Origin of the sequence: Streptomyces sp. NBC_01426 (genome assembly GCF_036231985.1) — a bacterium.
Lineage (GTDB): Bacteria > Actinomycetota > Actinomycetes > Streptomycetales > Streptomycetaceae > Streptomyces.
Genome location: NZ_CP109500.1, coordinates 2516119 through 2537137 on the forward strand (window position 1 = coordinate 2516119; position 21019 = coordinate 2537137).

The window sequence follows — 21019 nt, forward strand, 5'->3', positions numbered from 1 at the left end:
CCGCAAGGGCCGGCCCCGTCAGCGACCCACATCCGCCAGCTTCGCCCGAAGCTGGAGGACTGACTTGGTGTGGATTTGACTGACCCGGCTCTCGGTGACGCCCAGGACGTTGCCGATCTCCGCGAGCGTGAGGCCCTCGTAGTAGTAGAGGGTCACGACGGTCTTCTCCCTGTCCGGGAGGGTGTTGATGGCCCTGGCCAGCAGCCTGCGCAGTTCGCGGTCCTCGGCGACGGCGACCGGGTTGTCCGCGGCGTGGTCCTCCAGGGTGTCCATCAGGGAGAGTCGGTCGCCGCCCTCCCCGCCCACGTGGAGGAGTTCCTCCAGGGCGACCACGTTGGCGAGGGACAACTGACTGAAGACGGTGTGGAGTTCCTCGACGGCGATGCCCATCTCGCCCGCGACCTCGTGTTCGGTCGGGGTGCGCCGCAGCTGGGCCTCCAGCGTGGCGTAGGCCCGCTCGACGGCCCGCGCCTTCTGCCGGACGGAACGTGGGATCCAGTCGAGGGCCCGGAGTTCGTCGATCATCGCGCCGCGGATGCGGGTGATGGCGTAGGTCTCGAACTTGATGGACCGTTCGATGTCGAACTTCTCGATGGCGTCGATCAGTCCGAAGACGCCCGAGGAGACGAAGTCGGCCTGTTCCACATTGGGCGGGAGGCCGACGCTGACCCGGCCCGCGACGTACTTGACCAGCGGCGAGTAGTGCAGGATCAGCTGCTCCCGCAGCCGCTCGTCACCGGACTCCTTGTACGAGCGCCACAGCACCTCCAGGGACGAGGGCGCGGTGGACCGCACGCTGCCGCGGGCAGCGGGGGGCACCGCAGCGCGGTCAGACCCTGAGGTGTGCTGGGGCATGCTTCGCCTTTGCCGGAGCCGGATTGGTGGGGAGCGTAGCGTGACGGAAGTGTCGCGGTGCGCGAAGAGTACGGGATCCCGCGCGGCCGTCGGGGCGCCCCGACCGGCACGGGCGGCTCCGGACCGGCGCCTCGCGCACGGTCCCGACGACTGCCAACCGGAACACCGCGTCTCTCATCGGCTTCACTCTTTCACCGGAACGCCCCAGGTCAATGACCGCCTCGCCGGGTGGAGTCGGTTTGTGCGCCTCCTCTCGACCTCCGCATGGTCAACTGCCAGCCGTCGCCCTGCCGTTCGACGAACCCCAGAGAGTGAAGTTCGTACAGTCTGCCGATGACTTCATCGGTGCCGGCGCCCGCGGCGACGGCGACCTCCTCCGCCGGCACGGGCCGATCCGCCGGCAGGGCTTCGAGCACCCGTGAGGCGCCCGGGTCCAGCAGGTCCCGGGCGAGCACGGGCCCGCGCCGCTCGGGGGCCAGTTCACCCATCCCTCCGACCAGCTCGATCACCTCGGCGGCGTCCGTGACGAGGACCGCCTCGCCGCGCAGCAGTTCGTGGACCCCCGCGGAGAGTCCGCTGGTGGCCGGGCCGGGGGTGCCCATGGTGAACCGGCCGAGCGCCTGGGCCCGCCGGGCCGTGACCAGTGAGCCGCTGCGGTGGGCCGCCTCGATGACGACCGTGCCCCGGGTGAGGGCGGCGATGACCCGGTTGCGCAGCACGAACCTGCTCGGGGTGGGATGACTGCCGGGCGGCAGCTCCCCCAGGATCAGTCCTTGGCCGGCGATCCGGCCGAGGAGCCCGGCGTGCCCCTTGGGGTACGCCACGTCCACCCCGCAGGCCAGCACCGCGGCCGTGGCCCCGCCCGAGGCGAGGGCTCCTCGATGGGCCGAGCCGTCGATGCCGTACGCCGCCCCGGAGACGACGACCCAGCCGCGCTCGGCGAGCCCGGCCGCCAGGGTCTGCGCCATGTGGGCCCCGTACGGGGTGCAGGCGCGGGCCCCGACCACGGCAACGGAGCGCAGCGCCCAGGTCCGCAGGTCCGGTCCGCCCCGCAGCCAGAGCCCCACGGGCCGCGCGTCGCCGAGGTCGTCCAGCTGGGTCGGCCACTGCGCCGACCCCGGGCAGACGAACCGCACGCCCGCGGCGGCGGCGGTCTCCAGGTCCCGCAGGGGCTCGGCCAGGGCGGCCCGTCTGCGGTATCCGGCGAGCCGCTCGGGCCCCACCCCGGCCGGCGCCGAGGTCCCCGGCTCGGGGTCGGTGAGGTATCGCAGGAGTTCCACGGCGCCCAGCTCCCGGAGCAGGCGCCCGCCCTGCGCGTCCCCCGGTTCCAGGACCCGGGTCAGGGCGGCCCGCGCCACCGTCTCCGCCTCGGCTTCCGTCTCCCCGGTCATGACGCGACCCCCGCCGCCCCCATGATCCGCGTCGCCCCGCGCGCGATCCCGGTCCGCAGTTCCAGCGCGACGGCCACGTCCGCCGCCTCGGGGCGGTCCCGGCCCCGCAGGTCGGCGACGGTCCAGGCGACCCGGAGCACCCGGTCCAGCCCCCGCGCCGTCAGCAGGCCGCGTTCCAGGTCCCGCTCGGCCTGCACGAGCGCGCCCGGCGCGGCCTGCCAGCGGGTGCGGAGCTGGTGACCGGGTACCTCGGAGTTGAGCCGCCAGGGGGTCTCGGCGAGCCGGGTGGCGGCGCGGTCCCGGGCCTCCTCCACCCGGGCGGCGACCACCGCGGTGGACTCGCCCCGGCCCGACCCTCCGAGGAGGTCGCGGCGGCTGACCGGTTCGATTTCGACCCGCAGGTCGACCCGGTCGAGCAACGGTCCGGAGAGCCTGGCCTGGTAGCGCCGGATCACCGAGGACGGGCATTCGCAGCCGCCGCCCTGCACGGTGTGCCGCCCGCAGGGGCACGGGTTGGCGGCGAGCACCATCAGGAACCCGGCCGGCATCCTTACCACTCCGGCGGCCCTGGCGATGACCACGTGCCCCGCCTCCAGCGGCTGGCGCAGGGCGTCGAGCGCCTTGACCCCGAACTCGGCGGCCTCGTCCAGGAAGAGCACTCCGCGGTGGGCCAGGGACACCGCCCCCGGCCTGGGCACCCCGGCCCCGCCGCCGACCAACGACTGCATGGTCGCGGAGTGGTGGGGCGCGCAGTACGGGGGCCTGGCGACGAGCGGTTCGCCGGGCGGGAGGATTCCCGCGACCGAGTGGACGGCCGTCACCTCCAGGGAGTCCTGTCGGGTGAGCGGCGGCAGGATCCAGGGCAGCCGCTCGGCGAGCATCGTCTTGCCCGCGCCCGGGGGTCCGCTGAGGAACAGGTGGTGTCCGCCGGAGGCCGCCACCTCCAGGGCCCGGCGGGCGGCGTGCTGTCCGGCGACGTCCGCCAGGTCGGGGTGATCGGAGCCGTCCCCGCCGGCGCGGGAGATCCCGCTGCCGAGTCCGGCGCCCGGCACGAGCAGCCCGGCCAGCATGGGATCGGGCCGACCGGCCGGCTCCGGCTCCTCCTCGGGCACCTCCCCGTCGGTGAGCACGGCGATCAGTTGGCGCAGGCTGCCCACGCCGAGGACGGAGACGTCCGGGACGAGCATGGCCTCGGCCGCGCATTGTCGGGGCACCACCACCTGTCGGTAGCCGGCCTCGGCGGCGGCGAGCACGGCCGGGAGGATCCCGCGGACGGGGCGCACCCGGCCGTCGAGCCCCAGTTCCCCGATGAGGACGAGGTCGGCGATCACCTCCGGTTCGACCACCTCGGCGGCGCCGAGCACGGCCGCCGCCACGGCGAGGTCGAAGCCGGCGCCCGACTTGGGCACGGAGGCCGGGCTGAGTCCGACGGTGAGTTTCTTCTGGGGCCACTGTGCCCCGGAGTTCACGACCGCGGCCCGCACCCGGTCGCGGCTCTCCACCAGCGTCTTGTCGGGCAGCCCGACGAGGGTGAAGGCCGCGACCCCCGGTTCCAGGTCGGCCTGTACCTCGACGACCACGCCCTCGACGCCCACCAGGGCGACCGAGCAGGCCCGTGCGAATCCCATCAGGCCACCCCCCTGACGTGCTCCACCACGGGCGCGCCGCGGAGCGGCAGCAGGACGCCGACCAGATCGATCCGCACGCCGCCCGGGGGCGGTCCGCCGTGGTCGGCGAGCCAGCGCCCGGCGAGCCGTCGCAGCCGTTCGGCCTTGCCCGGCCGCACCGCGGCCATGGGGTGTTCGAAAGGGGGGTGTTCGGGCCTGCCCGCCCTGCGCGTCTTGACCTCGCACACGACGAGGGCGTCGCCGTCCCGCGCGACGATGTCGATCTCCCCGCTGCGGCACCGCCAGTTCCGCGCGATCACCGTCATCCCGGCCTCGGCCAGCCGGCGCACCGCCAGTTCCTCGCCGTACCGCCCCAATGCCTGCTGTGCCACGCTCTTCGCGTTCATCCGGCACCACCTCCGGCACCGACGATCCCGCGTCCCCGCCCACCGAGTGGATCTTGGTGGACAACCGGGGGAATGTGGAAAACCCCGCCACCCACAGGGGTGACGGGGCGCCGGTCAGCCGCCCGGGAGTTCGAGGTCGCTCTTGTTGAGCTCCTCGATGTTCACGTCCTTGAAGGTCAGCACCCGTACCTGCTTCACGAAGCGAGCCGGCCGGTACATGTCCCAGACCCAGGCGTCGGCCATCGAGACCTCGAAGAAGACCTCCCCCTGAACCGAGTGCACCTGCATCTCGTAGTCGTTCGTGAGGTAGAAACGGCGTTCCGTCTCGATGACGTACTTGAACAGCCCGACGACGTCGCGGTACTCCCGATAGAGCTTCAGCTCCATCTCGGTCTCGTACTTCTCGAGGTCCTCGGCGCTCATGGCATGTTCCCCTTCAGCCGTGCGTCCCCCTATTGTGCGCCAGGCCCCCGCGCCCCTAAACGATTTCCGGGGCCAGGACCACCGGCGTACCCGGAGGACCGTCGTCGAGCAGCCTACGGAGCAGCTCGGCGAGCCTGGTCGGGTACACCGTCTCACGAGCCGCGAGAAGTTCCTCGGAGGTCCACCACCTGGCCTCGATCACGCTGCGGCGCTCCAGCTCGGTGAGCCCGCTCATGTCGGTGTCCGTCCGGGCGGTCCGGGCGAGGAAGTACCACTCGTCCTGTTCCCAGCGCCGCCCGTCGAAGGGGAACGCGCAGTGGCGTCGCCACAGCACCGGCCCCAGTTCCACCTCGGTGATCCCGGTCTCCTCGGCGAGCTCCCGCAGCGCGGCCTCCTCCCGGCTCTCCGCCCCCTCCAGGCCGCCGCCCGGCGTGAACCACCAGTCGTCCGCCGGGTCGTCCGGTTCGAAGCCGTGCAGCAGCAGGATCCGGTCCTCGGGGTCCAGCAGGATCACCCGGGCCACCTTGCGCGGGCCTTCGGCCTGCTCAGCGGGCATCGGACCGCTCCCGTCGCCCGCGCCCGAGGACCCGTGCGAGGGGCCCGTACGCCGCGCCCACCACCACGAGGGCGGCGCCGGCCACGATGGCGATCACCTGGAGCCGCAGCGGCCCGGGCGACGACACGCCGCCGGCCAGGGACCGGTACGCCGTCGGCCGCTCCAGCATCGTCATGGAGGGCCATGCCCGCGCGTCCACCCGGCCGTTGACCGCCGAGCGCGGCACCGTGCCCTGACCGGCTTCCTGGAGGTGCGCCCGGGAGTCCAGCGAGCCGGCCCGCCGGTCGCCCAGCAGGAAGAGGTTGCCCTCGGGGACCGTCACCTCGAACGGGGTGTCGGAGGCCGCCCTGCCGGGCGCCGGCGCGCCGTCGAAGGTCGTGGCGGGCTTGGTGTCGTCGATGTACGGCTCGTCCAGCTCCCGGCCGTTCACGGTGAGCCGGCCGCCCTCGCCGCAGCACTTCACGGTGTCGCCGCCGATGCCGACGACGCGCTTGACCATGGGGGTGTCGCTCCACAGCGAGTCGGTGAAGATCACCACGTCTCCGCGCCGCACCTCGCCGCCGTCGATCCGCTGCGCGAGCACCCGGTCCCCCGGGCGCACGGTGGGCACCATCGAGTCGGTGGGCACCGTGTACGGCTGGTAGACCACGGCCCCCCAGACGAAGCCGCCCAGGAAGAGCACGAAGCCGATGGCCACGGCGATTCCCGACAACACGTTGCCGAGACCGCCGCGGCCATCGCTGCCACCGCTCTTGTCTTGTGTTCCGCCCATTCCAGCGCCCCCACACTTCGGAGATCGGTGACCTGGGCGGCACCCTACCGGGCGGTACGGCCCTTGGTCAGCCTCCGTCGACGCCACATGACCAGCGGAACCGCGCCCGTGAGCCCCAGCGCGGCCGGGCCGAGCCCGACGGGCGCGAGACCGGCGGCCCCCAGGCCGAGTGCGGTCGCCTTGGCCTGGTCGCCGATGCCCGGCTGGTCGAAGGTGTCCGGAATCGGGAGGGTGGACCAGCGGGTGACCGGCCACGCCACGACCACGGCCCGCCCGACGACGTCCTTGACCGGAACGAACCCGCGCGTCGAGTCCTGCTGGTGGTAGCGGGAGTCCTGGGAGTTCTGCCGGTGGTCGCCCATGACCCAGATCGAGCCCTTCGGGACGACGAGGGGGCCGAAGGGGAAGTCGTCACAAGGGGTGTTGCCGGGGAAGATGTACGGCTCGTCCAGCTCCTTGCCGTTGACGACGACCGGCCCCCCCTTCTTGCACTCGACCGTGTCCCCGCCGATGGCGATGGTCCGCTTGATCAGGTCCTTCTCGTCCGCGGACGGCATCAGGCCGATCTTGCTGAGCACCTGCTGCATGAAGTTGGGCTCCGGGGTGGCCTCACCGGACAGCCAGTTCGCGGGGTCGTGGAAGACGACGACCTCACCGCGCTCGGGCTCCGAGCCGAACCACGGGGTCAGCTTGTCCACCAGGACCCGGTCGCCCCGCTGCAGGGTGTTCTGCATCGAGTCGGACGGGATCGAGAACGCCTGCACCAGGAAGGTCTTGATCAGCAGGGCCAGCAGCAGGGCGATACCGATGAGGAGCGGCAGCTCCTTCCAGAACGAACGCTGCGGGCGCCCCTCGGCACCCTCGTCCTCCGCGTCCCTCGCGAACTCGGCATCGCTCCCCACGGCGTCGTCCGGCCGCTCCTCGCCCTCGTCGCGTCCGGATCGTGCGCCTACCGCCACATCCCCCACATCCACTCCCTCACATCGGAAATCACCGCCCGCTCCGAATCGGGAACGGGCCCTCCCCTCCCCTAACGAGCGGGAGTTCCCTAAGGCTCGGGAGACCGAGGACACACTATGCGACCGACGTGCCCCGTCGACGCCCACGAGGCCCGCGCCGCCCGCGTCGTGCCTGATCGGGGACCGTGAGGAAGGTCGCCGGCTGCTCCAGCCTGCGCCAGTGGTCGTACGGCCAGGCGATCACCACGGCCTTCCCGACGACCCCTTCCTCGTCGATGGTGCCCTCGAAGCCCTCGTCGAGGTGGAAGCGGGAGTCGGCGGAGTTCGCGCGGTGGTCGCCCATCACGAACAGCCGGCCCTGCGGCACCCGGACCGTGAAGCGGATCTCCGAAGGGGCGTTGCCCGGGTTCACGTACGGTTCGTCGAGCGGCGCACCGTTGACGGTGATCCGCCCCTTGGTGTCACAACAGGTGACCGTGTCCCCGCCGACGCCGATGACCCGCTTGATCAGGTCCTGTTCATCGGCTGAGGGCAGCAGGCCGATGAAGGTCAGGACCTCCTTGACCTGCTTGACCACGACCGGGTCCTTGGGCGGCCGGGTGGCCTCTCCCTTGAGCCAGCCCCCGGGGTCCTTGAACACGACGACGTCGCCCCGCTCGACCTTGGAGCCGAACCACGGGGTCAGTTTGTCCACCAGGACCCGGTCGCCGATCCGGATCGTCTGCTCCATCGAGCCGGAGGGGATGAAGAAGGCCTGTACGAGGAAGGTCTTGAGGAGCAGCGCGATGAACAGGGCCACGACGACGAGCAGCGGCACCTCGCCGACCCGTCGGGTCCGTCTGCGTCTCTTGACCCGCCGCGCCAGCCGGCGGCGTTCGGCGCGGCTGCCCCCGTCGGGCTCGCGCACGGGCGTCGTGGGCACCGGTCCTCGTGCCGGGGCGGGCCTCGACGGCGCCTCCACCCAGTGTTCGGGCTCCCGGCGACCGCGTCCGCGTCGTCGCCGGCTACCCATGTCCGCCGCCCGCGGGCCCGGCGGCGCCCCAACGCGAGAGCGGCCAGCCGATCCAGTCGGCCCGCCCGATCACCCTCTCCACCGGCACCATCCCCCCGCCCGGCTCCCCCAGATGGTCCCGGGAGTCCCGGGACTGGGAGCGATGATCACCCATGACCCACAGGGTCCCAAGGGGTACGACGATCCGGAAGGGCACCTTCGAGGCCGTGTCCCCCGGGAACAGGTAGGGCTCGTCGAGCGTGGTGCCGTTGACCCGGATCCGGCCGCCCGCGTCGCAACAGACCACGTCGTCACCGCCCACCCCCACCACCCGTTTCACGAAGTCGGTCTCCGACGGGTCCCCGATGCCGAGCGCGGACGCAGCGCCGCGCAGGCTCTGGCCCATCGAACCGGATCCGGCCCCCTCGGGCACGAAGGAGCCCCTGCCGTCGAAGACGACGAGGTCCCCGCGCCGCGGCTGGTCGCCGAACCGGTACGCGAGCTTGTTGACCAGGACCCGGTCACCGACCCGGAACGTCGGTTCCATCGACCGGCTCGGGATCAGGAAGGGCTGCAGGACGAAATTGCTGAACAGCAGCAGGAAGACCGTGCAGATCGCACCGAGCAGTCCGACGCGCCTCCACGAGAACGCGAAACGCGACCGCCCCTCCCCCTGGTCGGGGGAGGAGTGGCCGCGTCGTGTGAGCTCTGCTTCGGTGTCCATCGGGTGCGAGCCTATCCGGCCCGCCCCTGGACCCGGAGATGAGATCAGCGGTCGCGCTTCTCCTTGATCTTCGCGGCCTTGCCGCGGAGCTCACGGAGGAAGTACAGCTTGGCGCGACGCACGTCACCGCGGGTGACGACCTCGATCTTCTCGAAGATCGGGGAGTTCACCGGGAAGGTGCGCTCGACACCGACGCTGAAGGAGACCTTGCGAACGGTGAAGGTCTCGGAGACGCCGGCGCCCTGACGGCGGATGACGACACCCTTGAACTGCTGGATACGGGAGCGGTTGCCCTCGATCACGCGGACGTGCACGTTGATCGTGTCACCGGGACGGAAGGCCGGGACGTCGGAGCGGATCGAGGCGGCGTTGACGCCATCGAGCAGGTGAGACATGTGCTTCGTCTGCTTTCTTCGCACGGCGCCACAGGTCGCCGAAGCGGGTTTCCGGAGAGAATTCGGGAGCCGCGCCACTCGCCGGACGACGTTCCCCCTGTGGCAGGGGCGCCCGCGAGCACACAGCAGCCGCCTATTCTTCCACGGTCTGCGGCCTGAGCCAAAATCGGCCGTCGGCGGAGGGCTTCCAGCCGAGCGCGCCGAGCATCGCCCTGTCCTTCTTGTCGAAGGCGGACGCCTCGCAGCGCTCGATCAGGTCGGGACGGTTCGCGGCGGTGCGCCGGAACGCCTCGTCGCGGCGCCAGCGCGCGATCTTTCCGTGGTGGCCGCTGAGCAGCACGTCCGGAATTCCGCGGCCGCGCCACTCGGGGGGCTTCGTGTAGACGGGCCCCTCCAGCAGGTTGGCCATCTCGCCGGGGGCGAAGGAGTCGTCACGGTGCGACTCGGCGTTGCCGAGGACTCCGGGCAGCAGCCGGGCCACGGCCTCGGTGACGACCAGGACGGCCGCCTCGCCGCCCGCCAGGACGTAGTCGCCGATGGAGACCTCGTACACCGGCAGGCGCGTCGCGTACTCGTCCATGACGCGGCGGTCGATGCCCTCGTACCGGGCCGGGGTGAAGATCAGCCAGGGTCGCTCGGAGAGCTCGACGGCGAGTTCCTGGGTGAAGGGCCGGCCGCTGGGCGTCGGGACGACGATGACCGGGCCGTGCGCACCGGCCTCGTAGCCGTCGGCGAGCGCCGCGTCCAGGGCCTCGCCCCACGGGTCGGTCTTCATGACCATGCCCGGGCCGCCGCCGTAGGGGGTGTCGTCGACCGTGTTGTGGCGGTCGTACGTCCAGTCCCGCAGGTCGTGGACGTGGACGTCGAGCTGCCCGCGGGCCCGGGCCTTGCCGACGAGGGAGACGTTCAACGGCTCCAGGTACTCGGGGAAGATCGTGACGACGTCGAGACGCATCAGGCGTCTGCCCCGGGAGCGGCGGCCTCGTCGTCCTTGTCTTCGTCTTCCTCGTCGCCTTCGTCGTCGCGCGCGGAAGCGATCTCCGCACGGTCGTCGATCAGCCCGGGCGGCGGGGTGATGACGCAGCGCTGCTCTTCGAGGTCGATCTCGGCGACGATCTCCTCGACGAAGGGGATCATCACCTCGGTGCCGTCCGGCCGTTCGACGATGAACAGGTCCTGCGAGAGCAGGTGGGTGATCTCGGTGATCCGACCGATCTCGGTACCGTCCTCCAGCACCACGTCCAGGTCCATCAGCTGGTGGTCGTAGTACTCGTCGGGCTCTTCCGGCAGTTCCGCCGGGTCCACGTCCGCGATGAGCAGGGTGTTCCGCAGCGCCTCGGCGCCCGTGCGGTCCTTCACCCCGGCGAAGCGCAGCAGCAGCCTGCCGCTGTGCACCCGACCCGTCTCGATGGTCAGCGGGCCCGCGGACGCCGGTTCGGTCTGGAGCACGGCGCCGGGCCCGAGCCGCAGCTCGGGCTCGTCGGTCCGTACCTCGACGGTGACCTCACCCTTGATCCCGTGGGCGCGGCCGATCCGCGCGACTACCAGCTGCACTGTGTGTCTCTCCTGTTCAGACGACGACGGGCCGGGGCGGGCACGTATGCCCTCCCCGGCCCGTGCCGGTGTTTCACGCTGTCAACGGCGCCGGTCTCAGCGGACCTGGTCCACGTCGACGAGGTCGACGCGGATCCCCCGGCCGCCGATGGCGCCCACGACGGTACGCAGAGCACGTGCGGTGCGGCCGTTGCGACCGATCACCTTGCCCAGGTCGTCCGGGTGGACCCGGACTTCCAGCACCTGCCCGCGGCGCAGGTCGCGCGAGGCGACCTGCACTTCGTCGGGGTTGTCCACAATGCCCTTCACGAGGTGCTCAAGAGCCTCCTCGAGCATGCTCAGGCCTCGGTCGACTCGGCGGTGGCCTCAGCCTCGTCCGCCTTCTTGTCGGCCTTCTTCGCCTTCTGCGTGATGGCCTCGCCCTTGGTCTCGCCGATGCCCTCGAGGGCCTTGGCGAACTCGTCGAACGTGCGGCGCTTGCTCTCCTTGGTCTCCGGCTGCAGCAGCGGCGCGGGGGCCGGGAGGCCCTTGTGCGCCTGCCAGTCACCGGTCAGCTTCAGGATGGCGAGCACGGCCTCGGTGGGCTGGGCGCCGACCGAGAGCCAGTACTGCGCACGCTCGGCGTTGACCTCGATGCGCGACGGGTTGTACGTCGGGTGGTACAGACCGATCTCTTCGATCGCACGACCATCGCGGCGGGTGCGCGAGTCGGCGACGACGATGCGGTAGTGCGGCTGGCGAATCTTGCCGAGGCGCTTGAGCTTGATCTTGACTGCCACTGGAGTGGTGTCTCCTGAACTTGACGTGGTTGGGCACATGAGATGCCACGTGGGGTTGCGGTACTCGGGTGCCCGATGGACGCGTCAGCCGGAGGAGAGAGGGGTCCTATGCGACTGTCGAGTACAGCTAGCCATTGTGCCACATGCCCGCGGCGCTTCCTCTCGGGGAGCGGTGATCGGTGGCACGCGCACGCGCGCCACCGATGCCGCCACCGCCGGGCGGAGGCCGCGCCGGCCCGTACGGGCCTTGGCCGGCGTCGTCAGGAGGCGGCGGCCGAGACGGCCACCTCGGGAATGCGGAACGGTTTCATGCAGCCCCCGCAGACGATGGGCGCCTGGGCCAGTACGGACGGGACGACCCGCACGTTCCGGCCGCAGTCGCAGACCGCCTTGACCCGCACACCGCCACCGGACGAACCGTGACGGGCGGCGGGCCCTCGGAAACTGCGCTTGGTGTCGGCGGCGGTGGCGACCGTGTGCGCCTTCAGCGCGCGGTGCAGCCGCTCGATGGTCGGGCGGTAGCGCCGCTTCGCCTCGGGGTTGAGCGAGACCAGGGAGAAGCCGCTGCTGGCGTGCGGTTCCTCGGAGTGGTCCAGCCCCATCTCCTCGGCGATCGCGAGGAATCTGCGGTTGTGGTAGCGGCCGGCCCGCGAGGTGTCGCGGACTCCACGGGCGGCTGCGATGCCGTGGACTGCCTCGTGCAGCAGTCGCTCGAAGGAGAGCTCGGCGCCGCAGGCGGACGAGGACTCTCCGATCAGGGACTCGGGCGCGGCAAGGTCAGGCAGCTCGGGGTGGTACCGCTGAATATCGGCCCACGCCTGCGCCAGCTCTGCGGCGAGAACAGGTGGTGTCGTGCTCACGTCGTGACAACGAGCCGGGGTGCCCCGGTGTTCCGATTCCGGGCCATTCCAAATTTTTTGCACGTACCAGTCAGTTCAGTCTCATGCGTCCTGACGAGGACGGGTGCGCATATCCCCGGAGGAGTCGGTACGTAACGAGGCCCAACGACAGCCGCCCCCGGTGCGCGGCGCGGGGCCGCACGCCCGGGGGCGGGTCGGTGGATCAGTACGAGCGCGCGACGATCGCGAGGGTACCGGGGGCGTCGTCCGCCTGCGGAACCGACCCGTCGGGGGCGATCAGGCAGCGTACGGAGACGGCCTGTTCGGCCAGCTTGGCCTCGCCCTCGGGGCCGAGGTCGGCCCACGGGATGCGCGCCCAGCCACCGGCGATGGCGGCCTCGGCGGCCTCCTCGATGGTCGCGACGTCGGAGGTGCGGGCCTCGCGGCGCTCGCGGGACTCGCGCAGCAGCTGCGCCTGGTCCTCCTCCAGCACCTTGGGCAGCAGGTCGAGCAGCGCGGAGATCTGCACGGCCTCCTTGCCGCCCGGGATCCGGCGGGCGAGCATCGCGGTGCCGGCCTCCAGGTCGCGGGGGCCGATCTCGATGCGGACCGGTACGCCCTTGAGCTCCCAGTCCACGGCGCGGCGGCCGAAGGGGGTGTCGACGCGGTCGTCGACCTGCACGCGGATGCCCGCGGCCTTGAGCTGGGCGCCCAGCTCGCGGACCTTGGTCACGGCCTCGTCGCCCTTGATCGCCATGACGACGACCTGGACGTGCGCGAGGCGCGGCGGGACGCGCAGCCCGTTGTCGTCGCCGTGCGACATGATCAGGCCGCCGACCATGCGGGTCGAGACGCCCCACGAGGTCTGCCAGACCAGCTCCTGCTTGCCTTCCTTCGACAGGTACTGCGTGTTGAAGGCCTTGGCGAAGTTGGTGCCGAGCTCGTGGCTCGTGCCCAGCTGAAGGGCCTTGCCGTCGCCCATCATGCCCTCGAGGGTGAGGGTGTTGATGGCGCCGGCGAAGCGCTCCTTGGCGGTCTTGCGGCCGAGCACGACGTCGATGCCGAGCACGTTCGTCATGAAGTCGCCGTAGACGTCCGTGTGGATGCGGGCCGCGTAGTCGCGGGCGTCCTCGTAGGTGGCGTGGGCGGTGTGGCCCTCCTGCCAGAGGAACTCGCTCGTACGGAGGAACACGCGCGGGCGCATCTCCCAGCGGACCACGTTGGCCCACTGGTTGATCAGCAGGGGCAGGTCGCGGTAGCTCTGGACCCACTTCGAGAAGTAGTCGTTGATGATCGTCTCGGAGGTGGGGCGGACGACGACCGGCTCGTCGAGTTCCTTGCCACCGCCGTGCGTGACGACCGCGAGCTCGGGGGCGAAGCCCTCCACGTGCTCGGCTTCCCGGGTCAGGTAGGACTGCGGGATGAACAGCGGGAAGTACGCGTTCTGGGCGCCCGCGTCCTTGATGCGCGCGTCCATCTCCTGCTGCATCCGCTCCCACAGCCCGTAGCCGTACGGTCGGATGACCATGGTGCCGCGTACCGGACCGTTGTCGGCCAGCTCGGCCTTGTTGATCAGATCCTGGTACCAGCGGGGGAAATCCTCCGCCTGGGGGGTGAGAACGGGTGCCTTTGCCATGGCGCGAATGGTACGGCGCCGGGCACGCGATGCGTGAATCGGGTGGCTCGTTCCTCTGGACGCGGGGGCGAATGGGGAGTTCCCTGGCAACGGGGGCCAGGGGGCGACAAAGGAATCAGGAGCGCTCTTTCGATGACACCGACGCCGACGGCGACGCTCGTCGCCCGGGACTGGGCGGAGATCCAGGAACGGATGCTGGTACCGCTGTACGAAGCCGTCTACGAACGGCTGGAGGTCGGGCCGGGCGACCGGCTGCTGGGCCTCGATTGCGGGGCCGGACTGGCCCTGCTGTTGGCCGCGGGGCGGGGAGCCCTGGCCACGGGCGTGGAGGCGGACCCGGCACGCCGGGCGCTGGCCCGTGAGCGGCTGCTGGAGGTGGTCGCCGCTCCCCCGGCGTCGCCGGCGCGTCCGTACGACGTCGTGCTGGCCTTCACGCCCTGCCCGCCGGACCTGGTGGCGGCCCTGCCCGCGGTCCGCCGCGGCGGCGTGGTGGTGCTGGCCGACTGGGGCCCGGCGGAGCGGTGCACGGTGCCGGCGGTGCTCGGCGGCGGGCCCGCCCCGCGGGACCTGGACGCGATGGTGGCGTCGGCCGGGCTGGTGCCGGACGGATCGGGGCGGGTGTTCTGCCCGTTCGGGTACGCGGACGTGGACAGCGCGGTGCGCGGGCTGCTGTCGACCGGGATGTACGAGCACGCGGACTCGGCCCAGGTCGAGAAGGAACTGGCCGAGGCGCTTCACCCGTACGAACGAGCCGACGGATCGGTCTGGTTGCCGAACATCTTCCGGTACGTGGTCGCCCGGACGGCCTGAGGGGCCGGATCGCGTGTCCGGCTACTTGTGGAGGCGCGCGATGCCCGCCGCGGCGTAGGCGGCGGGCTCGTCCAGGGTCTCGTTCGCGAGCAGCGCCTCGGCGAGCGCGTCCAGCTTGTCGCGGTTCTCGCGCAGCAGTCGGCAGGCGTCCTCGTAGCACTCGTCGACGATCCGTCGCATCTCGTGGTCGACGGCGTCGAGGGTGGCGGGCGCGGCGAGGAGGCCGTAGGGGCTCTGCGCGTCCGCCGGGATCGCGGTGAGCCGGCCGATCCGCTCGCTCATGCCCCAACGGCCCACCATGCCCCGGACGATGTTGGTGACCTGCTCCAGGTCGTTCTCCGCGCCCGTGGTGATGACCGCGTACACCACCTGCTCGGCGGCCATTCCGCCGAGCGCGCCGATGACGCGGCCCCGGAGGTACTCCTCCGTGTAGGCGTACCGGTCGGCGTCCGGGGTCGAGAGGGTGACGCCGAGTGCCCGGCCGCGCGGCACGATGGTGATCTTCCGTACGGGGTCGGCGCCGGGCTGGAGCATGCCCAGGAGGGCGTGGCCGCTCTCGTGGTAGGCGGTGCGGCGGCGCTCCTCGTCGGGCATGACCAGGGGGCGTTCGGCGCCGAGTTGGACCTTCTCCAGTGCGTCGGACAGGTCGGCCTGGGTGACCGCGTCCTGTCGGCGCTTGACCGCCAGCAGGGCGGCCTCGTTGGCGAGGTTGGCCAGTTCGGCGCCGGTCATGCCCGGGGTCGTCCGGGCCACCTGGGCGAGGTCCACGCCGGGCGCGAGCGGGATGTCGCGGGTGTGGATGCGCAGGATCGCCTCGCGGCCGGCCTTGTCGGGCGGGGAGACGACGACGGTGCGGTCGAACCGGCCGGGGCGGGTCAGGGCGGGGTCGAGGACGTCGGCGCGGTTGGTGGCGGCGAGGACGACGACCCCCTCCGAGCCGGAGAAGCCGTCCATCTCGGTGAGGATCTGGTTGAGGGTCTGTTCGCGCTCGTCGTGGCCGCCCATGGCGGCGCCGCCGCCGCGCGCCCGGCCGATGGTGTCGATCTCGTCGATGAAGATGATCGCGGGGGCCACCTTGCGGGCCTCGGAGAAGAGTTCCCGTACCCGGGAGGCGCCGACGCCGACGATCATCTCGATGAACTCGGAGGCGGAAGCGGAGAAGAAGGGCACCCCGGCCTCGCCCGCGACGGCGCGGGCCAGCAGGGTCTTGCCGGTGCCGGGGAGGCCGGCGAGGAGGACCCCGCCGGGCATGCGGGCGCCCAGCTTGCGGTACTCCTGCGGGTTCTTGAGGAAGTCGACGACGTCGTTCAGTTCGCCCTCGACCTCGTCGATGCCGGCCACGTCGTCGAAGGTGGTGCGTTTGGCGCCGGTCTCCAGTTCCACGGGCTTGGGCGGCGCCTTGCGGCCGAGCCCTCCCATGCCGCCCATGGCCGAGCCCATCCGTCGGGCGATGAACATCCACAGGACGACGAGCAGGAGGATGGGGGCGAGGGAGATCAGCAGGTTGGCGAGGAAGCTGCGCTGTTCGACGACCGGGGAGGCGGTGACGGTGACGCCCTTGGCGGTGAGGTTCGACCACAGCTGGTCGTCGGCGAAGGCGGGCCGCTGGGTGACGAACTTCGTGTAGTCGCCGTCCCCGTCGGGGGCGGGTTGCTTGTTCTTCAGCTGCCCCTGGATGGCGTCGCCCTTGGAGTAGATCTTCGAGACGTTGCCGTCGGCGACCTGCTTGCTGAACTCCGTGTACGAGATCGTCGGCTCGTCGCCCTCGTTGAAGAACGACAGCACGAGGTTGGTCAGCAGGAAGAGGATCAGCGCGGTGAGGATCAGCCCGCGCCAACCGCCGGGCATCCCCCTCTTGGGCGGCGGCGGGGTGGGCGGGGCGCCCTCGGAGCGCCAGGGGGTGTCGGCCCGGTCGCGCGGCGGTACGGGGGTGGGGTTGGGCACGGGGCCTCCTTCTGCCGTCCTCCCGCCCGACGATAAGCGACATACCTGATCATTGCGCCTCGACGGCCGGGTGCCGTGTACGCGGGAGGGCCCCGGCCGCATCCCCGGCCGGGGCCCTCCTCGTACGCGTCGCGCGGTGCCGTCAGGCGGTCACTTCATGAACTTCTTGAACTCGTCCGGGAGGTCGAAGTCCTGGCCGGGCTGGGCGCCGCCGGCCGGCAGACCGAACGGGTTGCCACCGGCGGCCGGCTCGCCCGCCTGCGGACCCTGCTCGCGCCGGGCCGCGGCCGCGGCCTCCTCTTCCTTGCGCTTCATCGGGTTGCCGCTCTTGCGCTTGCCCTTGGCCTGCTTGACCTGCTTCTTCTGCCGGCCGGGGCCGCCACCCATCCCGGGGATGCCGGGCATGCCGGGCATCCCGCCGCCCTGGGCCATGCGGGACATCATCTTGCGGGCCTCGAAGAAGCGCTCGACCAGCGACTTCACGGCGCTGACCTCGGCGCCGGATCCCTTGGCGATGCGGGCGCGGCGCGAGCCGTTGATGAGGTGCGGGTCCTGGCGCTCGGCCGGGGTCATCGACTTGATGATCGCCGCCATGCGGTCCACGTCGCGCTCGTCGATGTTGTTGATCTGGTCCTTGATCTGGCCCATGCCGGGCAGCATGCCGAGGAGCTTGGAGATGGAGCCCATCTTGCGGACCTGCTCCATCTGGGCCAGGAAGTCGTCGAGCGTGAACTCCTTCGGGCCCTTCGCCAGCTTGGCCGCCATCTTCTCGGCCTCGGCCTGGCTGAACGTCTTCTCGGCCTGCTCGATCAGGGTGAGCATGTCACCCATGTCGAGGATCCGGCCCGCCATGCGGTCGGGGTGGAAGGCGTCGAACTCGTCGAGCTTCTCGCCGTTCGAGGCGAACATGATCTGCTTGCCGGTGACGTGCGCGATGGAGAGCGCGGCACCGCCTCGGGCGTCGCCGTCGAGCTTGGAGAGCACGACGCCGTCGAAGCCGACGCCGTCGCGGAAGGCCTCCGCGGTGTTGACCGCGTCCTGGCCGATCATGGCGTCGACGACGAAGAGGATCTCGTCGGGGCTGACGGCGTCGCGGATGTCCGCGGCCTGCTGCATCAGCTCCTGGTCGATGCCGAGGCGACCGGCGGTGTCGACGACGACCACGTCGTACTGCTTGGTACGGGCGTACTCGATCGAGTCCTTGGCGACCTGGACCGGGTCACCGACGCCGTTTCCGGGCTGCGGCGCGTAGACGGCGACGCCCGCGCGCTCGGCCACCACGGAGAGCTGGTTGACGGCGTTGGGGCGCTGGAGGTCACACGCCACGAGGAGCGGGGCGTGGCCCTGCCCCTTCAGCCACAGGCCGAGCTTTCCGGCGAGGGTGGTCTTACCGGCACCCTGGAGACCGGCGAGCATGATCACCGTCGGGGCGGTCTTGGCGAAGCGCAGCCGCCGGGTCTCGCCACCGAGGATGGAGACCAGCTCGTCGTTGACGATCTTGAGGACCTGCTGGCCCGGGTTCAGGGCCTTGGAGACCTCTTCGCCGCGGGCGCGCTCCTTGACGTTCGCGATGAAGGAGCGGACGACCGGGAGGGCGACGTCGGCCTCGAGGAGGGCGATACGGATTTCCCGCGCCGCAGCGTCGATGTCCTGCTCGGAGAGGCGACCTTTGCCCCTGAGGGACTTGAAAGTCGAGGCAAGGCGGTCGGAAAGCGTATCGAACACGGTGGTCGCGATTCCTCAGGTCGGGGGCGTGTGGTCGCCCCCCAGGGTATCGGGCCTCGGGACGGATGTGCCCCCGGCCGTCCCAAGCGGCCGGGGTCCCGCCGGCGCACGGGCGGGGAGCAGGGGCGATGCGCTCGATCGGCGGCGCCGCGCGACCCCCGCCGGGGCCCGCGAAGGGCTCGGGCGAGGGGTCGGGCGAGGGTGGCGGCGAGGCGGTGTCAGCGCAGCGCCGCCTCCACCTCGGCGGCCAGCGCCGCCGCCGGGGCCGGCGGCAGCGGCTTGCCGTCGGCGTCGACCACGTACAGGGAGTCCACCGCGTTGGCGCCGAGTGTGGAGACGTGGGCGCTGCGGACGCGGACCCCCGCGAACTCCAGTGCCCGTCCGATCCGGTGCAGCAGTCCGACCGCGTCGGGTGCGCGCACCTCCAGCACCGTGGCCAGCGAGGAGACGTCGGGGATCACGCTGACCCGGGGCGGGGGCGGGACCACTCCGCGCCGCCGGGGGTAGGCCGACTCGCGCTCGGCCAGTTTCGCCGGGACGTCCAGGGAGCCGTCCAGCGCCCGGATCAGGTCGGTCCGCAGCCGTGCCGTCTCGGGCAGGGACCCGTACTCGGCGGCGACCCGCCAGCGCAGCACGAGCACCTCCCCCGGCAGGTCGGGCAGTTCCAGGGAGCGCAGGTCGGCGGCCCGTACGGTCAGCCGGTGCAGGGCCAGTACGCCGGCCGCGGCGGGGAGGACCCCGGGCTGGTCGGGGACGGCGACGACGAGTTCGACGCCGACGGCGTCCTCCTCCTGGCGGGCGTGCAGCGCGAGCACCGGTTCCCCGGTGCGCAGCGCCTCGACCGCGAGGCGTTCCTGTTCCGTGGAGGGGATCTCCGGTTCGGTGGCGGCGGGCGGCGCGCCGCGCAGGACGGCCGCGACGCGGGCGACGAGGTCGGCCACCAGGGAACCGCGCCAGGCGCTCCAGGCGGCCGGCCCGGTGGCCAGGGCGTCGGCCTCGGTGAGCGCGTGCAACAGTTCCAGGGTGCCGGTGGAACCGACGGCCTCCGCGACGGAGCGCACGGTGGCGGGGTCGTCGAGGTCGCGCCGGGTCGCGGTGTCGATGAGCAGCAGGTGGTTGCGGACGAGGACGCCGAGGACGGCGGTGTCCCGCGCGTCGAAGCCCACGCGGGTGGCCACGTCGCGGGCGATGGTCTCGCCGGCGACGGAGTGGTCCCCGGGCCAGCCCTTGCCGATGTCGTGCAGCAGCGCGGCCATCAGCAGCAGGTCGGGGCGGCTCACCCGGCGGGTCATCTCGGAGGCGCGGACGGCGGTCTCGACCAGGTGCCGGTCCACGGTCCAGGTGTGCACGGGGTTGCGCTGTGGCCGGCACCGGACGCGTTCCCAGTCGGGCAGCAGCCGCGTGATCAGCCCTTCCGCTTCGAGGGCCTCCCAGACGCCGATCGTGGGCTCCCCCGCGCCGAGGAGCGTCAGGAGTTGTTCGCGGGCCTCGGCGGGCCAGGGCACGGGCAGGGGTTTCGCCTGCGCCGCGAGCCGGCGTACGGAATGCGGGGACACGGGCAGGCCGGCCTGTGCGGCGGCCGCGCCGAGCCGCAGCGCGAGCACCGGGTCCCGTTCGGGGCGCGCGGCCAGCGCCAGCACGGCCTCGCCGTCGGATTCCACGACCCCTTCGGCCAGCGGGGCGCGCGCCGACTCGGCCGGGCCCCGGCTCCCCAGCAGCCCGCGCAGGCGGGGGCGGGCGGAGCGGGCGCGGAGCACCCGCCCGACCTCGCGCCAGGTGACGTCTCCGGCGTACGCGACGACCCGCGCGGCCTCGTACACCTCGCGCAGCAGGGCGTCGGCGTCGAGCAGTCCGAGCCGTTCGGCGACCTGGTCCTGTTCCTGGAGGGAGAGCCGGTCGGTGGCCCGGCCGGTCACCAGGTGCAGGGCGTCGCGCGTGTCCAGCAGTGTGCGTCGGGCCTCGGCGAGTCCCTCGCGGGGGGCGTCGGCGAGCCAGGAGGCGGCGACGGCCCGCAGCGCGGTGATGTCGCGCAGGCCGCCGCGGGCCTCCTTGAGGTCGGGTTCGAGCAGGAAGCGCAGCTCGCCGGCCCGGTCGGCGCGCTCGCGGCACAGGGTGTGCAGTTGCGGGAGCCGTTTGACGGCCTGGTTGCGCCAGTCGGCCAGGACGGAGGTGCGCAGCCCGGCGAGGAGTCCGGCGTCACCGGCGACGGGGCGGGAGTCGAGCAGTCCGAGGTGGACCTTGAGGTCCTCGGCGGCGGTCTTGCGGGCCTCCGCGGGGGTCCGTACGGAGTGGTCGAGGGCCACGCCGAGGTCCCACACGGGGTACCAGAGGCGGTCGGCCAGCGCGCCGAGCGCGCGGGCGTCGGCCTTGCCGTCGTGCAGGAGCAGCAGGTCGAGGTCGCTGCGGGGGGAGAGTTCGGCGCGCCCGTAGCCGCCGACGGCGACCAGCGAGGCGCCTCGTACGCCGGTCTCCCGCACGGCTCGCGCGAAGAGGGCCCGCAGCCAGTCGTCGGTCAGGGCTGCCAGGGCGGAACGCCGGGAAGGCCCGGACCGCGACTCCTCCCGGAGGAGTCGCAGCCGGGCCGCGGCGTAACCGCTGGGTCCCGAGTCGGCCGGTTCGGTCGTGGTCGCGTCCACACTCGTCACCCAGGGT

Annotated in this window: 21 protein-coding genes; 1 reads left to right on the plus strand and 20 read right to left on the minus strand. The window is 72.1% G+C overall.

Going from position 1 to position 21019, the window contains the following annotated elements:
• Positions 1 to 18: 18 nt before the first annotated feature.
• From whiG to proS, 17 genes are all read right to left on the minus strand, one after another.
• A complete protein-coding gene (gene whiG / locus OG906_RS10790; RefSeq protein ID WP_267797590.1) occupies positions 19 to 855 on the minus strand; it encodes an RNA polymerase sigma factor WhiG in 837 nt (278 codons plus the stop codon).
• A 209-nt stretch (positions 856 to 1064) separates the two neighbouring features.
• Entirely contained in the window at positions 1065 to 2246 is a 1182-nt protein-coding gene (gene dprA, locus OG906_RS10795) for a DNA-processing protein DprA (protein WP_329442103.1), read from the minus strand.
• Positions 2243 to 3874 carry a YifB family Mg chelatase-like AAA ATPase gene (locus OG906_RS10800; RefSeq protein ID WP_329442105.1) on the minus strand — a complete coding sequence of 544 codons (1632 nt, stop codon included), beginning with the start codon at positions 3872 to 3874 and terminating at the stop codon, positions 2243 to 2245. The genes dprA and OG906_RS10800 overlap by 4 nt, the downstream gene beginning before the upstream one ends.
• Positions 3874 to 4260 (minus strand): YraN family protein, encoded by a 387-nt coding sequence (locus tag OG906_RS10805; RefSeq protein WP_267800157.1) that lies wholly within the window; start codon positions 4258 to 4260, stop codon positions 3874 to 3876. Before OG906_RS10805 ends, OG906_RS10800 begins: the two co-directional genes overlap by 1 nt.
• Positions 4261 to 4374: 114 nt before the next feature.
• Positions 4375 to 4683, minus strand: a complete 309-nt coding sequence (locus tag OG906_RS10810; RefSeq protein WP_003965949.1) for a DUF2469 domain-containing protein — start codon at positions 4681 to 4683, stop codon at positions 4375 to 4377.
• 55 nt (positions 4684 to 4738) lie between these two features.
• On the minus strand, positions 4739 to 5239 hold the full coding sequence (locus OG906_RS10815) for an NUDIX hydrolase (RefSeq protein WP_329442107.1): 501 nt from the start codon (positions 5237 to 5239) through the stop codon (positions 4739 to 4741).
• A complete protein-coding gene (lepB, locus tag OG906_RS10820) occupies positions 5229 to 6011 on the minus strand; it encodes a signal peptidase I (protein WP_329442109.1) in 783 nt (260 codons plus the stop codon). Before lepB (OG906_RS10820) ends, OG906_RS10815 begins: the two co-directional genes overlap by 11 nt.
• A 44-nt stretch (positions 6012 to 6055) precedes the next feature.
• Entirely contained in the window at positions 6056 to 6970 is a 915-nt protein-coding gene (gene lepB, locus OG906_RS10825; protein WP_329442111.1) for a signal peptidase I, read from the minus strand.
• 115 nt (positions 6971 to 7085) lie between these two features.
• Positions 7086 to 7892 (minus strand): signal peptidase I, encoded by an 807-nt coding sequence (lepB, locus tag OG906_RS10830; RefSeq protein WP_385636868.1) that lies wholly within the window; start codon positions 7890 to 7892, stop codon positions 7086 to 7088.
• Positions 7893 to 7974: 82 nt separating this feature from the next.
• Positions 7975 to 8685 carry a signal peptidase I gene (gene lepB / locus OG906_RS10835; RefSeq protein WP_329442113.1) on the minus strand — a complete coding sequence of 237 codons (711 nt, stop codon included), beginning with the start codon at positions 8683 to 8685 and terminating at the stop codon, positions 7975 to 7977.
• A gap of 44 nt (positions 8686 to 8729) precedes the next feature.
• On the minus strand, positions 8730 to 9080 hold the full coding sequence (rplS, locus tag OG906_RS10840) for a 50S ribosomal protein L19 (RefSeq protein WP_053675143.1): 351 nt from the start codon (positions 9078 to 9080) through the stop codon (positions 8730 to 8732).
• Between the two features lie 133 nt (positions 9081 to 9213).
• On the minus strand, positions 9214 to 10035 hold the full coding sequence (gene trmD, locus OG906_RS10845; RefSeq protein WP_329442115.1) for a tRNA (guanosine(37)-N1)-methyltransferase TrmD: 822 nt from the start codon (positions 10033 to 10035) through the stop codon (positions 9214 to 9216).
• Complete coding sequence (gene rimM / locus OG906_RS10850) at positions 10035 to 10634, minus strand: ribosome maturation factor RimM (RefSeq protein ID WP_329442117.1); 600 nt, start codon at positions 10632 to 10634, stop codon at positions 10035 to 10037. Before rimM ends, trmD begins: the two co-directional genes overlap by 1 nt.
• 96 nt (positions 10635 to 10730) lie before the next feature.
• Positions 10731 to 10970, minus strand: a complete 240-nt coding sequence (locus OG906_RS10855; protein WP_030708535.1) for an RNA-binding protein — start codon at positions 10968 to 10970, stop codon at positions 10731 to 10733.
• 2 nt (positions 10971 to 10972) lie between these two features.
• Complete coding sequence (rpsP, locus tag OG906_RS10860; protein ID WP_053675137.1) at positions 10973 to 11413, minus strand: 30S ribosomal protein S16; 441 nt, start codon at positions 11411 to 11413, stop codon at positions 10973 to 10975.
• A 260-nt stretch (positions 11414 to 11673) separates the two neighbouring features.
• The gene (locus OG906_RS10865) at positions 11674 to 12273 is read right to left on the minus strand and encodes a hypothetical protein (protein ID WP_053675136.1); all 600 of its coding nucleotides are present in this window, start codon (positions 12271 to 12273) and stop codon (positions 11674 to 11676) included.
• Between the two features lie 202 nt (positions 12274 to 12475).
• Positions 12476 to 13888, minus strand: a complete 1413-nt coding sequence (gene proS / locus OG906_RS10870; protein ID WP_053675134.1) for a proline--tRNA ligase — start codon at positions 13886 to 13888, stop codon at positions 12476 to 12478.
• Positions 13889 to 14020: 132 nt separating this feature from the next.
• Here proS and OG906_RS10875 point away from each other — a divergent pair, with 132 nt between their 5' ends.
• A complete protein-coding gene (locus OG906_RS10875) occupies positions 14021 to 14698 on the plus strand; it encodes a methyltransferase type 11 (protein ID WP_329442119.1) in 678 nt (225 codons plus the stop codon).
• A gap of 21 nt (positions 14699 to 14719) precedes the next feature.
• On the opposite strand, the gene ftsH is transcribed toward OG906_RS10875, so the two are convergent.
• From ftsH to OG906_RS10890, 3 genes are all read right to left on the minus strand, one after another.
• Positions 14720 to 16642, minus strand: a complete 1923-nt coding sequence (ftsH, locus tag OG906_RS10880; RefSeq protein ID WP_385636853.1) for an ATP-dependent zinc metalloprotease FtsH — start codon at positions 16640 to 16642, stop codon at positions 14720 to 14722.
• A 150-nt stretch (positions 16643 to 16792) separates the two neighbouring features.
• On the minus strand, positions 16793 to 18367 hold the full coding sequence (gene ffh / locus OG906_RS10885; RefSeq protein WP_267827237.1) for a signal recognition particle protein: 1575 nt from the start codon (positions 18365 to 18367) through the stop codon (positions 16793 to 16795).
• 218 nt (positions 18368 to 18585) lie between these two features.
• Positions 18586 to 21012: a [protein-PII] uridylyltransferase gene (locus OG906_RS10890; protein WP_329442121.1), complete on the minus strand. Its 2427-nt coding sequence runs from the start codon at positions 21010 to 21012 to the stop codon at positions 18586 to 18588.
• Positions 21013 to 21019: the final 7 nt, after the last annotated feature.